This is a genomic window from Tahibacter soli (assembly GCF_025717065.2).
GTDB lineage: Bacteria > Pseudomonadota > Gammaproteobacteria > Xanthomonadales > Rhodanobacteraceae > Tahibacter > Tahibacter soli.
Genome location: NZ_JAOVZO020000020.1, coordinates 265,413 through 277,669 on the forward strand (window position 1 = coordinate 265,413; position 12,257 = coordinate 277,669).

Consider the following 12,257-nt stretch of genomic DNA (forward strand, 5'->3'; position numbering starts at 1 on the left):
GTGGTACCGCCCTACGTATTCCGCGATCGGATTACGTCTCGGTGGTACGCGCCGCCACGATCAAAGCTCGGGCGCGATCCTCGTCGACGCCGTCGATGCCGAATTCCATCAGCTCGTCGGTCGCAAGGTCGGCCAGGTTCTCGCGCGTCACGACACCGTGCTGCGCGAGCGTATAGGCCAGCGATTCTTCCATGCCTTCGACCGCCAGCAGGTCGTCGGCGGGCTTGTGGTCGTCGATGTCTTCCTCGACGGCGAGCGCTTCGGTCAGGAGCGCATCGCGCGCACGCGCGCGCAGCTCCTCGACGATGTCCTCGTCGAAACCTTCGACCGCCAGCAGTTCGCCGGTGGGCACGTACGCGATTTCCTCGACCGTCGAGAAGCCTTCCTGCACGAGGATCGCGGCGATCTCGGCGTCCACTTCCAGGCGCTGCATGAACAACTCGCGCGCCGATTCCTGCTCCGACTCGCTCTTCGTGCGCACCTGCGCTTCGGTCATGACGTTCAACTGCCAGCCCGACAGCTTGCTCGCCAGGCGCACGTTCTGGCCGCCGCGGCCGATCGCCTGCGACAGCTTGTCCTCGGCGACCGCGATGTCCATCGAGTGCTTGTCTTCGTCGACGATGATCGACTGCACTTCCGCCGGCGCCATCGCGTTGATCACGAACTGCGCCGGGTTTTCGTTCCACAGCACGATGTCGATGCGCTCGCCGTTCAGTTCGTTCGACACGGCCTGCACGCGCGAGCCGCGCATGCCGATGCACGCGCCGATCGGGTCGGTGCGCGTATCGGTCGCGAGCACCGCGATCTTCGCGCGGTCGCCCGGGTCGCGCGCGCACGCCTTGATCTCGACGAGGCCCTGGCCGACTTCCGGCACTTCGAGCTTGAACAGCTCCATCATGAACTCGGGCGCCGTGCGCGAGACGAACAGCTGCGGACCGCGCGCTTCGGCGCGTACGTCGTACAGGTAGCCGCGCACGCGGTCGCCGGTGCGCACGGTTTCGCGCGGAATGGTCTTGTCGCGCGCGATGAACGCTTCGGCGTTGCCGCCGAGGTCGAGGTACACCGCGCCGCGCTCGACGCGCTTGACCACGCCGGTGATGAGCTCGCCCACGCGGTCGCGGAACGCGTCGACCACCTGCGCGCGCTCGGCTTCGCGCACGCGCTGCACGATCACCTGCTTGGCCGCCTGCGCCGCGATGCGGCCGAATTCCGGATTCTCGATCGGCTGCTCGACGAAGTCGCCGATCTCGCTGCCGGGCTTTTCGTCCTCGGCGTCCATCATGCGGATCATGCGGTCCGGCGATTCCATGACGATGTCGTCGGCCACGACTTCCCAGCGGCGGAAGGTTTCGTAGTCGCCGTTGGTGCGATTGATCGAGACGCGGATCGCAACGTCCTGGTCGACGTAGCGCTTCTTCGCGGCGGACGCGAGCGCCGCCTCCATCGCGTCGAAGATCACGCCCTTGTCGACGCCCTTCTCGTTCGCGACGGCGTCCACTACCAGCAACAGTTCTTTGCTCATCGGCTTGTCACTCCGCCCGGCACCGCTTGGTTGTCCGGATTTTTTCACTTGTTCGGTTTGCGCTTCGGCGCGCCCGGTCTGGGTTTTTCCGGCGCGAGGCCGAGCGCCGCGTAATCGGGAACCAGTTTCGCTTTCTGGATATTGTCGTGCGTCACGACGACCGGTGTGCCGTCCTGCTCGATCGTGATGCGATCGTCCTCGACGGCGCGGATCGGCCCCTGCAGGCGCTTGCGTCCGTCCATCGGCAGGTTCAGCGCGATCTTCGCGGTTTCGCCGATGAAGCGCGCGAACTGCGCCGGCGTGAACAGCGGCCGGTCGATGCCCGGCGACGAAACTTCCAGCGTGTAGCGCCCGGCGATCGGATCGTTGACGTCGAGCTGGGCCGACAGTTCGCGGCTGACCGCTTCGCAGTCTTCGATGGTGACGGGACGGTCGGCGACGTCGATGTAGACGCGCAGCAGGCTGTTGCCGCGGCTCGGCGCGTACTCGATGCCGAGGCATTCGAGGCCGAGGTCAGCGACTATCGGGTTGATCAGTTGTATCAGTTCGTCGTCTTTCACGCAGATCCGTTTTACACAAACAAAAAATGGGCACTAAGGCCCATTCCGTAGTCCGCCGTTGTCTTGCTTCCCAACATCGGCAACGCGCGCATCCTGCGCTCGGACGGGCCTGTGGAGCCAAGCCGTCGTCGTTCTAGCAAAAAGGCCACACGTGGTGGCCTTTCGCTTGAAACTGGTAGCGGGGGCAGGATTTGAACCTGCGACCTTCGGGTTATGAGCCCGACGAGCTGCCAGACTGCTCCACCCCGCATCAGAAACGGAATTGTACGTGGCGTTACGGAATCGCGCAAGCCTTTGTCACAACGAAGTCTTACGAAATACCGAACGAACGCGCGCACCAGGCATACAGAGGACCCCAGGTGAGGCCGAGCACGAGCAATGCAAGGGCGTTGACCGAAATCACCCAGCGCATCGGCGCATCGGAAGGCGCGGCGAGCGGCGTCGCATCGTCGGCGTCGTCGAAGTACATCACCTTGACCACGCGCAGGTAGTAGTAGATGCCGACGATCGCGAACACCGCGCCGACGATCGCGAGCCACACGTGGCCCGAGTCAACGGCGGCCTTGAGCACCAGCAGCTTGCCGAAGAAGCCGAACAGCGGCGGTACGCCGGCGAGCGAGAACATCGTGAGCGACATCAGGAACGCATACCACGGCGCGCGCTGGTTGAGGCCCTTGAAGTCTTCGATCTCCTCGGCTTCGAAGCCGGCGCGCGAAAGCAGCAGGATCATGCCGAACGCGACCGCCGCCATCAGCGCATAGCTGATCGCGTAGAACATCGCGGCGGCATAGCCCGACGGCGCGCCGTTGACGAGCCCGAGGAACAGGAAGCCGACATGCGAGATCGTCGAGTACGCGAGCATGCGCTTCAGGTTCGACTGCATGATCGCCGCGATGTTGCCGATCGCGAGCGAAGCGACCGCGAGCGCGGCGAGCATCTGCTGCCAGTGCGGACCGGCACCGCCCAGGCCCGATTCGAGCAGGCGGTACGCCATGCCGAACGCGGCGAGCTTCGGCGCCGAACCGATGAACACGGTGACCGCGGTCGGCGCGCCCTGGTAGACGTCCGGTAGCCACATGTGGAACGGCGCCGCGCCGAACTTGAACGCGATGCCGACGACGATGAACACCACGCCGAACAGCAGCAGCGTGGGCTGCGTCGCCGCGACCGAGGCGGCGTGGATCTTGTTCAGGTCGAGCGTGCCGGTCGCGCCGTAGACCATCGACATGCCGTACAGCAGCATGCCCGACGCGAGCGCGCCGAGCACGAAGTATTTCATCGCGCCTTCGGACGAGAGCGGCGAATCGCGATTGAGCGCGACGAGCGCATACGACGACAGCGCCAGCAGCTCGAGGCCGAGGTACACGATCACGAGGCTGCCGGCCGACACGAGGAACATCATGCCGAGCACCGCGAACAGGCACAGCACGTAGTACTCGCCGACGTAGAGGCCGCGATCGGCGAGGTACGAGCGTGCATAGACGAACACCAGCGCGGTCGTCAGCAGCACGAACAGCTTCAGCGCGTCGGCGATGCCGTCGTGCACGAACATGCCGCCGAACGCGGTCGCGTCGCCGTAGTGTCGCGTCACGAGCCATGCGGTGACCGCGAGCGTCGCAATGGACAGATAGTGCGTGACGTTGCGCTGCGCCGGCTTCAGAAACTGGTCGAACAGCAGGATGAAGCAGATCGCGAGCGTCAGGAACGACTCGGGAATCAGGGTGTAGAGGTCGGTCAGGCTGATGGTGGTCATGGTCGTTCCCTCACGCGCCCTTGCTCACGAGTATCTGCTGCACGAGATGGGCGATCGGCGCATCCATCAGATCCGACAACGGCTTCGGCCACAGGCCGAACAACAGCACGGCGGCGGCGAACGACGCGAGCACGAAGGTCTCGCGGCCGTTCATGTCTTCGAGCTTGGCGACCTTGTCGTTGCCGACTTCGCCGAAGATCACGCGCTTGACCAGCCACAGCGTGTACGCCGCGCCGATGATCAGCGTGAACGCGGCGAGCGCGGCGATCCACGGGTTCGTCTGGAACGCCGCGAGGATGACCCAGAACTCGCCGACGAAGCCGCTCGTGCCGGGCAGGCCGCAGTTCGCCATCGCAAACAGCACGAACATCGTCGCGAACTTCGGCATCACGTTAACGACGCCGCCGTAGTCGCGGATCATGCGCGTGTGCAGCCGGTCGTACAGCACGCCGACGCACGAGAACATCGCGCCGGAAATGAAGCCGTGCGAGATCATCTGCACCATCGCGCCCTGCATGCCCAGGCGCGCCGCCAGTTCGTTGTTCTGCGAGCGCACGAGCGCGAGCGAGATGAAGATGCCGAGCGTGACGAAGCCCATGTGCGCGATCGACGAGTACGCGATCAGCTTTTTCATGTCCTCCTGCACGAGCGCGACGTAGCCGACGTAGACGACCGCGACGAGCGACATCGCAATGACGACCCACGCGTACTCGAAGCTCGCGTCCGGCGTGATCGGCAGCGAGAAGCGGATGAAGCCGTATCCGCCGATCTTGAGCATGATCGCGGCCAGCACCACCGAGCCGCCGGTCGGCGCTTCGACGTGCGCGTCCGGCAGCCACGTATGCACCGGCCACATCGGCACCTTCACCGCGAACGCGATCAGGAACGCGAAGAACAGCCACATCTGCTCCTTCGCGTTCAGGCCCACCTGCGCAAGCGTCGCAAGGTCGAACGAACCGGCCTTGAAGTACAGGTAGATCAGGCCGACCAGCATGAAGATCGAGCCGAAGAACGTGTAGATGAAGAACTTCAACGTCGCGTAGACGCGCCGCGCGCCGCCCCACACGCCGATCAGGATGAACATCGGGATCAGCATGCCTTCGAAGAAGACGTAGAACACCAGCGCGTCCATCGCGCAGAACACGCCGATCATGAGGCCTTCGAGCACGAGCATCGCGGCCATGTACTGGCTCACCTTCTCGTCGATCGAACCCCACGCGCCGACGATCACGAGCACGCTCGTGAACGTCGTGAGCAGCACCAGCGCGACCGAGATGCCGTCGACGCCGAGGTGGTAGTGCACGTTGAGGACTGAAATCCACAGGTGCTTTTCCTGCAGCTGCATCGCCGCCGACGACGCGTCGAAGTTCGGCAGGATCGCAAGGCTCAGAAGGAACGTGAGCACGGTGGCAGCGAGCGCGATCCAGCGCGCCGAATCCGGACGCTTGTCGCCGGCGAGCAGCGTCGGCACGGCGGCCACGATCGGCAGCCAGATGATGAGACTCAGGAGGGGCCAGTTCGCAAACATCGTTATTTTCCCTTGGTCCCGAGGTTTACCGCGCCGCCAGCCAGAAGCCGCCGAGGAGGACGATCAAACCGACGATCATCGCGAACGCATAGTGGTACAGGTAGCCCGACTGCACGCGGCGCACCGTCGCCGCGACGCGCGCGACGAGCGAAGCCGAGCCGTTGACGATGCCGTCGTCGATCACCGCGACGTCGCCGCCGCGCCACAGCCCGCGGCCGAGGCCGACGCCGCCGCGCGCGAAGATCGCGAAATACAGATCGTCGATGCCGTACTTGTTCTGCAGCAGCCGGTACAGCGGCGCGAACGCCTTGGCCGCCTTGTCGGCGATCGACGGATTGAACAGGTACACGTAGGTGGCCGTCGCGAAACCCGCGACCGCGAACCAGAACGGCGCGGCCGTCAGGCCGTGCACCAGCATCGCGAGCGGACCGTGCCATTCGTGCGCGCCGTGCGCGGCTTCCGCGCCGGCCGGATGCACATTCGCGATCGCACCGGCGAAGAAGTCGCCGTAGACCATCGGGCCGATCCACCAGCCCGCGACGATCGACGGAATCGCCAGCAGCACCAGCGGCAGCCAGACGACCCAGCCCGGCTCGTGCGGCGCGTGTTCGAGATGACCCGGCTCGTGATGGCCATGGTGATCGTCGTGCGCGTCGCCGTGGTGCGCGTCGTGACCATGGCCGTGGTGCTTGTCCTCGACGACGAAGCGCTCCTTGCCGTGGTACGTCAGGTAGATCAGGCGGAAGCTGTACAGCGCGGTGACGAATACGCCCACGAGCACGCAGAAGTACGCGTAGCCCGAACCCCAGCGATGCGATTCGTGCGCCGCCTCGATGATCGCGTCCTTCGAGAAGAAGCCCGAGAAGCCGGGGAAGCCGGTCAGCGCGAGCGTGCCGATCCAGGCCGTCGCGAACGTGATCGGCAGGTACTTCTTCAGGCCGCCCATGTGGCGCATGTCCTGCTCGTGGTGCATCGCGATGATGACCGAGCCCGCGCCGAGGAACAGCAGCGCCTTGAAGAACGCGTGCGTCATGAGATGGAAGATCGCCGCGGAATACGCCGACACGCCGAGCGCGACGGTCATGTATCCCAATTGCGACAACGTGGAATACGCCACGACGCGCTTGACGTCGTTCTGCACGATGCCGATGAGGCCGGTGAACAGCGCGGTCGTCGCGCCGATGACCATGACGAACGACAGCGCGGCGTCCGACAGCTCGTACAGCGGCGACATGCGCGCGACCATGAAGATGCCCGCCGTCACCATCGTCGCGGCGTGGATCAGCGCGGAGATCGGCGTCGGGCCTTCCATCGAGTCGGGCAGCCACACGTGCAGCGGCACCTGCGCCGACTTGCCCATCGCACCGATGAACAGCAGCACGCCGATGACGGTCGCCGCGGCCCACGGATGGCCGGCGATCAGCTCCAGGCTCTTGCCCGGCAGCGTCGTCGGCGCGGCGTTGAACACCTGCGTGTAGTCGAGCGAGCCGAACCAGTAAAGCACCGCCGCGATGCCGAGCAGGAACCCGAAGTCGCCCACGCGGTTGACGATGAACGCCTTCATGTTCGCGAAGATCGCGCTCGGGCGCTTGAACCAGAAACCGATGAGCAGATACGACACGAGGCCGACCGCTTCCCAGCCGAAGAACAGCTGCATGAAGTTGTTGCTCATGACGAGCATCAGCATCGAGAACGTGAACAGCGAAATGTAGCTGAAGAAGCGCTGGTAGCCCGGATCTTCGGCCATGTAGCCGATCGTGTAGACGTGCACGAGCAGCGACACCGACGTGACGACCACCATCATGACCGCCGTCAGGCGATCGACGAGGAAGCCGACGTTCGCGCTCAGCGGACCGACCTGGAACCACGTGTAGAGGTTTTCGTTGAACACGCCCCACCCGCCCGTGGCGAGCTGGTAGAGCACGTAGCAGGACAGCAGGAACGATACGCCGACGCCGGCGATGGTGACGCTGTGCGCGCCGGCCCGGCCGACGCGACTGCCGAAGAGGCCCGCGACGATCGCGCCGAAGAGCGGCGCGAGCGCGATGACGATGAGGATGAGCTTGGGCGTGATCATGTCGGCTTAACCCTTCATCGAATCGATTTCGGCCACGTTGATGGTGCTGCGGTTGCGGAACAGCACGACCAGGATCGCAAGGCCGATCGCGGTTTCCGCCGCGGCGACGGTGAGGATGAAGAACACGAACACCTGGCCCGACGGATCGCCCAGGAAGCGCGAGAACGCGACGAAGTTCATGTTCACGGCGAGCAGCATCAGCTCGATCGCCATCAGCAGCACGACGACGTTCTTGCGGTTGATGAAGATGCCGGCGACCGAGATGCAGAACAGGATCGCGCCGAGCACGATGTAATGCGCGAGCGTGATCATGCGGACTCTCCCGTCGTCGGATTCGTGGGCGTTTCGGCCGCCATCTTGACGATGCGGATGCGGTCTTCGCGCATGACCCGCACCTGCTCGCCCGGCTTCTGCGTCTTGACGCCGGTGCGCTTGCGATGCGTCAGCGCGACGGCGGCGACCAGCGCGACGGTCAGGATCAGCGCGGCGATCTCGAACGGCAGCAAAAACTGCGTGTACAGCGCCTTGCCGAGCCACGCGGTGTTCTGCGCGACGCCGTCGGCGACGGCCGGATCGGCCGGCATCTGTTTCGCGGCCATCGCCTTGACGCCGATGAGGCCGAGCATTTCCACCAGCATCACCGCCGCGACGACGACGCCGACCGGCAGGAACCGGATGAAGCCTTCGCGCATCGACTCGGGCTTGATGTCGAGCATCATCACGACGAACAGGAACAGCACCATCACCGCGCCGACGTAGACGACGATCAGCGCGATGCCGAGAAACTCGGCCTCGGCGAGGATCCACGTCGCGGCGGCGGTGAAGAAGGTCAGCACGAGGAACAGCACCGCGTGCACCGTGTTGCGCACGGTCACGACCGCGAGCGCGGAGGCGACCATGACGGCGGCGAAGGCGTAGAAGCAGATCAGCTGTAGCGTCATCACGTTCTCCGGGCGCTCAGCGGAAGGCCGCATCCTGCTCGCGCGACTTGGCGATTTCCGCTTCGTAGCGGTCGCCGAGCGCGAGCAACTTCTGTTTGGTCAGGATGTTTTCGCCGCGTTTTTCAAAATGGTATTCGTGGATGTCCGTCTCGACGATCGAGTCGACCGGGCAGCTTTCCTCGCAGAAGCCGCAGAAGATGCACTTGAAGAGGTCGATGTCGTAGCGCGTGGTGCGGCGCTGGCCGTCGGCGCGCGGCTCCGAATCGATCGTGATCGCAAGCGCCGGGCACACCGCTTCGCACAGCTTGCAGGCGATGCAGCGCTCTTCGCCGTTCGCGTAGCGGCGCAGCGCGTGCAGGCCGCGGAAGCGATTGGACTTCGGAATTTTTTCCATCGGGTACTGCATCGTGTACTTCGGCTTGACGAAGTACTTCGCGGTCAGCCACAGGCCGGCCAGCAGTTCGAGCAGGAACAGGCTCTTGATGTACGAGACGATGCGATTCATGGGCGAACTTCCGAACCGACGGTGACGACGCCGTAGTAGGCCATGAGGCCCGTGGCGAAAATCCACGCGATCGCGATGGGAATGAAGACCTTCCAGCCCAGGCGCATGATCTGGTCGTAGCGGTAGCGCGGGAACGTCGCGCGGAACCACAGGAACAGGAACGCCATGACGAAGGCCTTGACGAAGAGCCACCACCAGCCGCCGACGGACAGGAACCCGAGCCCCCAGCCCTGGAACGGCGAGAGCCAGCCGCCGAGGAACAGCACCGACGACAGGAACGAGATCAGGATCATGTTCGCGTATTCGGCGAGGAAGAAGATCGCGAACGCGGAACCCGAGTATTCGACGTGGAAGCCGGCGACGATTTCCGACTCGCCTTCGGCGACGTCGAACGGCGCGCGATTGGTTTCGGCCACGCCCGACACGAAGTAGATGACGAACATCGGCAGCAGCGGCAGCCAGAACCAGTCGAACAGGCCCTTGCTGCCGGCCTGCGCGTTGACGATGTCGCTCATGTTGAGGCTGCCGACGAGGATCAGCACCGACACCAGCGCCATGCCCATCGAGATTTCGTAGCTGACGACCTGCGCCGCCGCGCGCATCGCGCCGAGGAACGCGTACTTCGAGTTCGACGCCCAACCCGCGAGGATGATGCCGTACACGCCGAGCGAGGTCATCGCGAGCAGGTACAAGAGGCCCGCGTTGACGTTCGCGAGCGCCATGCCCTGGTCGAACGGGATCACGGCCCACGCGGCGAACGCCGGCGCGAGCGCGGCGACCGGTGCGAGGTAGAACAGGAACTTGCCGGCCTGGTCGGGGACGGTGATTTCCTTGAACAGCAGCTTGAACACGTCGGCGAACGCCTGCAGCAGGCCGAGCGGACCGACCTGGTTCGGTCCGTTGCGCACGTGCATCCAGCCGATGACCTTGCGTTCCCAGTACACGTACATCGCGACCGCGAGGATCAGCGGAACGGCGATGGCCAGGATCTTGAAGAGGGTCCAGGCGACGAGGATCAGATCGTTGGACATGTCGTCAAGCCTTGCTGATGCTGAGCGCGGCGCCGTAAGCCGGCAGCGCTGCGGTTTCGGTATAGGCCGCCTCGATCCACGCGCCGCCGCGCGGCACGGCGCGCGTAACGGCGACCGGCAGCGTCGCGGTGCCGGCCGGACCGGACACCTTCGCCACCGCGCCGTCGGCGAGGCCGAGCGCGAGCGCGTCTTCCGGGTGCAGCGCGACGCGACCGCCCTGCGTCAGCGGATGCGCCTGCAGCGCGGCGCTGCGGCGCAGCGTCGCGTCGCTGCGGTAGATCGGCACCGTCACGATGCGCGCAAGGCCCTCGGCCTTGCCGCGCCCGGCGACCTTGCCGTTCGCGTGTGCATTCGTGGACTTGCCCGCAAACTGCGCACGCACCTCGGCGATTTCGGTGAACTCGAAGCCGGCGACGCCGAGCTTCGCACCGACCGCGCGCAGCACCTTCCAGCCCGGCCGCGCTTCGCCCGGCGCCTTCGCGCCGGCGGCGACCGTCTGCACGATGCCGTTGAGATTGGTCAGCGTCGCGTCGGTTTCCGGCAGCGCGGCGATCGGCAGGATCAGCGTCGCGATCGCGCGCAGCTGCTCGCTGGCGTAGGCGTCGAACGCGATCACGGTCTCGGCGCGCGCGAGGCTCGTCATCGCGAGACCGCCGTCGGCGAAGTCGAACGGCGCTTCGGCGCCGTACACGACATACGCCTTGCGCGGATCGCGCAGCATCGCCTGCGCGTCGAGTCCGCCCTGCGGCAGCACGCCGACCGCGGCGAGACCCAGCGCGTTCGCGCCGAGCGGCACTTCGTTGTAGCCGCTGTCGGTGGCCTTGGCGACGAAGCGCGCGGCGGCGCGCAGGATCGACGCCTGCGGATGCATCGCGGCCGCTTCGCCGAACACGACGATCGACGCGGACGCGTCGGACAGCGCCTTGATCGTCGCGCGCGCGGCGTCGTCGACGTCGATGCCGTTCGCGAGCGCCGCGAGTTCGGCCGGCAGGTCGCCGGCGGCCTTCGCGAGCTTGAGCGCGGCGTCGACGAGCGCATGCGGCGCCGCGACGATGCTGCCGGCGAAGTCGTAGTTCGAATCGACGTCGACGGCGCCGAGCGCATACACCTTCGCGCCGCGCTTGGCGGCCTTGCGCAGGCGGTGATTGACGAGCGGCAGTTCGTGGCGCAGGTTCGCGCCGACGAGCCATGCCGCGCCGACCTTCTCGATGTCGGCGACCGGCGTTGCGAAGCCGAAGCCCGACGCGTCGTCCGCGAAGTCGAGCTGGCGCAGGCGATGATCGAGGTTGCGCGAACCCAGGCCCTTGGCGATCTGCGCGACGAGATGGCCTTCCTCGGTAGACGTCGCCGGGTGCACGAGCACGCCGATCTGGTCGCCCGGCACGCCCTTCAATTTTTCGGCGACCAGCGCGAGCGCCTGGTCCCACGTGATTTCGACCCAGCCGCCGTTGCGCTTGACCATCGGCTGCTGCGCGCGGTCGTCGGCGTAGAGGCCCTGGTGGCTGTAGCGGTCGCGGTCCGACAGCCAGCACTCGTTGATCGCTTCGTTGTCGCGCGGCACCGTGCGCAGCACTTCGCCGCGGCGCGTATGCAGCCACAGGTTCGAGCCGAGCGCGTCGTGCCAGCCGATGCCGTCGCGGGCGACCAGCTCCCACGCGCGGGCGCGGAAGCGGAACACCTTGTTCGTCAGCGCGCCGACCGGGCACACGTCGATGATGTTGCCGCCGATTTCGCTCTCGATCGTCTTGCCGATGTACGTGCCGATCTCGAGGTTTTCGCCGCGGCTCAGGCCGCCGAGTTCGTACGTGCCGGCCACTTCGCCGACGAAGCGCACGCAGCGCGTGCACTGGATGCAGCGCGTCATCTCGGTGGCGATCAGCGGGCCGATGTCCTCGTCGGCGACCGAACGCTTGCGCTCGACGAACCGGCTGACGGAGCGGCCGTAGCCCATCGAGACGTCCTGCAGCTCGCACTCGCCGCCCTGATCGCAGATCGGACAGTCGAGCGGATGGTTGATCAGCAGGAACTCCATGACGTTGCGCTGCGAGTTCAGCGCCTTCGCCGATTTCGTCTGGACCTTCATGCCTTCCATGACCGGCGTCGCGCACGCCGGCATCGGCTTGGGCGACTTCTCCACTTCCACGAGGCACATGCGGCAGTTGGCCGCGATCGCCAGCTTGTCGTGGTAGCAGAAGCGCGGAATCGGGATGCCGGCCTTGTCGGCGGCATGAATGATCATCGAGCCTTTCGGCGCGAACATCGGCTTGCCGTCGATCTCGATGTTGACGTGATCGGGCGGCGTGTTCGGATTGACGGGCTGGGCGCTCATCGTTGCGTCGT

General features: G+C 65.7%; 10 protein-coding genes and 1 tRNA gene. All 11 read right to left on the reverse strand.

Annotated features, from left to right (window positions below; translation table 11 throughout):
- Positions 1-31: 31 nt before the first annotated feature.
- The 11 genes from nusA to nuoG all read right to left on the reverse strand — a co-directional run bounded on the left by nusA (position 32) and on the right by nuoG (position 12,246).
- The gene (nusA, locus tag OD750_RS22095) at positions 32-1,522 is read right to left on the reverse strand and encodes a transcription termination factor NusA (RefSeq protein WP_263544256.1); all 1,491 of its coding nucleotides are present in this window, start codon (positions 1,520-1,522) and stop codon (positions 32-34) included.
- Positions 1,523-1,566: 44 nt separating this feature from the next.
- Positions 1,567-2,088: a ribosome maturation factor RimP gene (gene rimP / locus OD750_RS22100; RefSeq protein ID WP_263544389.1), complete on the reverse strand. Its 522-nt coding sequence runs from the start codon at positions 2,086-2,088 to the stop codon at positions 1,567-1,569.
- 167 nt (positions 2,089-2,255) lie between these two features.
- A tRNA-Met gene (locus OD750_RS22105) sits at positions 2,256-2,332 on the reverse strand.
- Between the two features lie 60 nt (positions 2,333-2,392).
- Positions 2,393-3,835 (reverse strand): NADH-quinone oxidoreductase subunit NuoN, encoded by a 1,443-nt coding sequence (gene nuoN, locus OD750_RS22110; protein ID WP_263544257.1) that lies wholly within the window; start codon positions 3,833-3,835, stop codon positions 2,393-2,395.
- A gap of 10 nt (positions 3,836-3,845) precedes the next feature.
- Positions 3,846-5,363 carry an NADH-quinone oxidoreductase subunit M gene (locus OD750_RS22115; RefSeq protein WP_263544258.1) on the reverse strand — a complete coding sequence of 506 codons (1,518 nt, stop codon included), beginning with the start codon at positions 5,361-5,363 and terminating at the stop codon, positions 3,846-3,848.
- Positions 5,364-5,388: 25 nt separating this feature from the next.
- On the reverse strand, positions 5,389-7,440 hold the full coding sequence (gene nuoL / locus OD750_RS22120; protein WP_263544259.1) for an NADH-quinone oxidoreductase subunit L: 2,052 nt from the start codon (positions 7,438-7,440) through the stop codon (positions 5,389-5,391).
- Positions 7,441-7,446: 6 nt separating this feature from the next.
- Entirely contained in the window at positions 7,447-7,752 is a 306-nt protein-coding gene (gene nuoK, locus OD750_RS22125; RefSeq protein WP_263544260.1) for an NADH-quinone oxidoreductase subunit NuoK, read from the reverse strand.
- On the reverse strand, positions 7,749-8,381 hold the full coding sequence (locus OD750_RS22130; RefSeq protein ID WP_263544261.1) for an NADH-quinone oxidoreductase subunit J: 633 nt from the start codon (positions 8,379-8,381) through the stop codon (positions 7,749-7,751). Before OD750_RS22130 ends, nuoK begins: the two co-directional genes overlap by 4 nt.
- A gap of 16 nt (positions 8,382-8,397) precedes the next feature.
- Complete coding sequence (nuoI, locus tag OD750_RS22135; RefSeq protein ID WP_263544262.1) at positions 8,398-8,886, reverse strand: NADH-quinone oxidoreductase subunit NuoI; 489 nt, start codon at positions 8,884-8,886, stop codon at positions 8,398-8,400.
- The gene (gene nuoH, locus OD750_RS22140) at positions 8,883-9,917 is read right to left on the reverse strand and encodes an NADH-quinone oxidoreductase subunit NuoH (protein WP_263544263.1); all 1,035 of its coding nucleotides are present in this window, start codon (positions 9,915-9,917) and stop codon (positions 8,883-8,885) included. Before nuoH ends, nuoI begins: the two co-directional genes overlap by 4 nt.
- A 4-nt stretch (positions 9,918-9,921) precedes the next feature.
- Positions 9,922-12,246, reverse strand: coding sequence for an NADH-quinone oxidoreductase subunit NuoG (gene nuoG / locus OD750_RS22145; protein ID WP_263544264.1), 2,325 nt, complete (start codon positions 12,244-12,246; stop codon positions 9,922-9,924).
- Between the last annotated feature and the right edge of the window lie 11 nt (positions 12,247-12,257).

Excerpts from the sequence above, each read along its gene's own strand:
- nuoH (WP_263544263.1), bottom strand. The coding sequence starts at position 9,917 with ATGTCCAACGATCTGATCCTCGTCGCCTGGACCCTCTTCAAGATCCTG.
- OD750_RS22115 (WP_263544258.1), bottom strand. The coding sequence starts at position 5,363 with ATGTTTGCGAACTGGCCCCTCCTGAGTCTCATCATCTGGCTGCCGATC.
- nuoK (WP_263544260.1), bottom strand. The coding sequence starts at position 7,752 with ATGATCACGCTCGCGCATTACATCGTGCTCGGCGCGATCCTGTTCTGC.
- nuoG (WP_263544264.1), bottom strand. The coding sequence starts at position 12,246 with ATGAGCGCCCAGCCCGTCAATCCGAACACGCCGCCCGATCACGTCAAC.
- nuoN (WP_263544257.1), bottom strand. The coding sequence starts at position 3,835 with ATGACCACCATCAGCCTGACCGACCTCTACACCCTGATTCCCGAGTCG.
- nuoI (WP_263544262.1), bottom strand. The coding sequence starts at position 8,886 with ATGAATCGCATCGTCTCGTACATCAAGAGCCTGTTCCTGCTCGAACTG.
- OD750_RS22130 (WP_263544261.1), bottom strand. The coding sequence starts at position 8,381 with ATGACGCTACAGCTGATCTGCTTCTACGCCTTCGCCGCCGTCATGGTC.
- nuoL (WP_263544259.1), bottom strand. The coding sequence starts at position 7,440 with ATGATCACGCCCAAGCTCATCCTCATCGTCATCGCGCTCGCGCCGCTC.
- nusA (WP_263544256.1), bottom strand. The coding sequence starts at position 1,522 with ATGAGCAAAGAACTGTTGCTGGTAGTGGACGCCGTCGCGAACGAGAAG.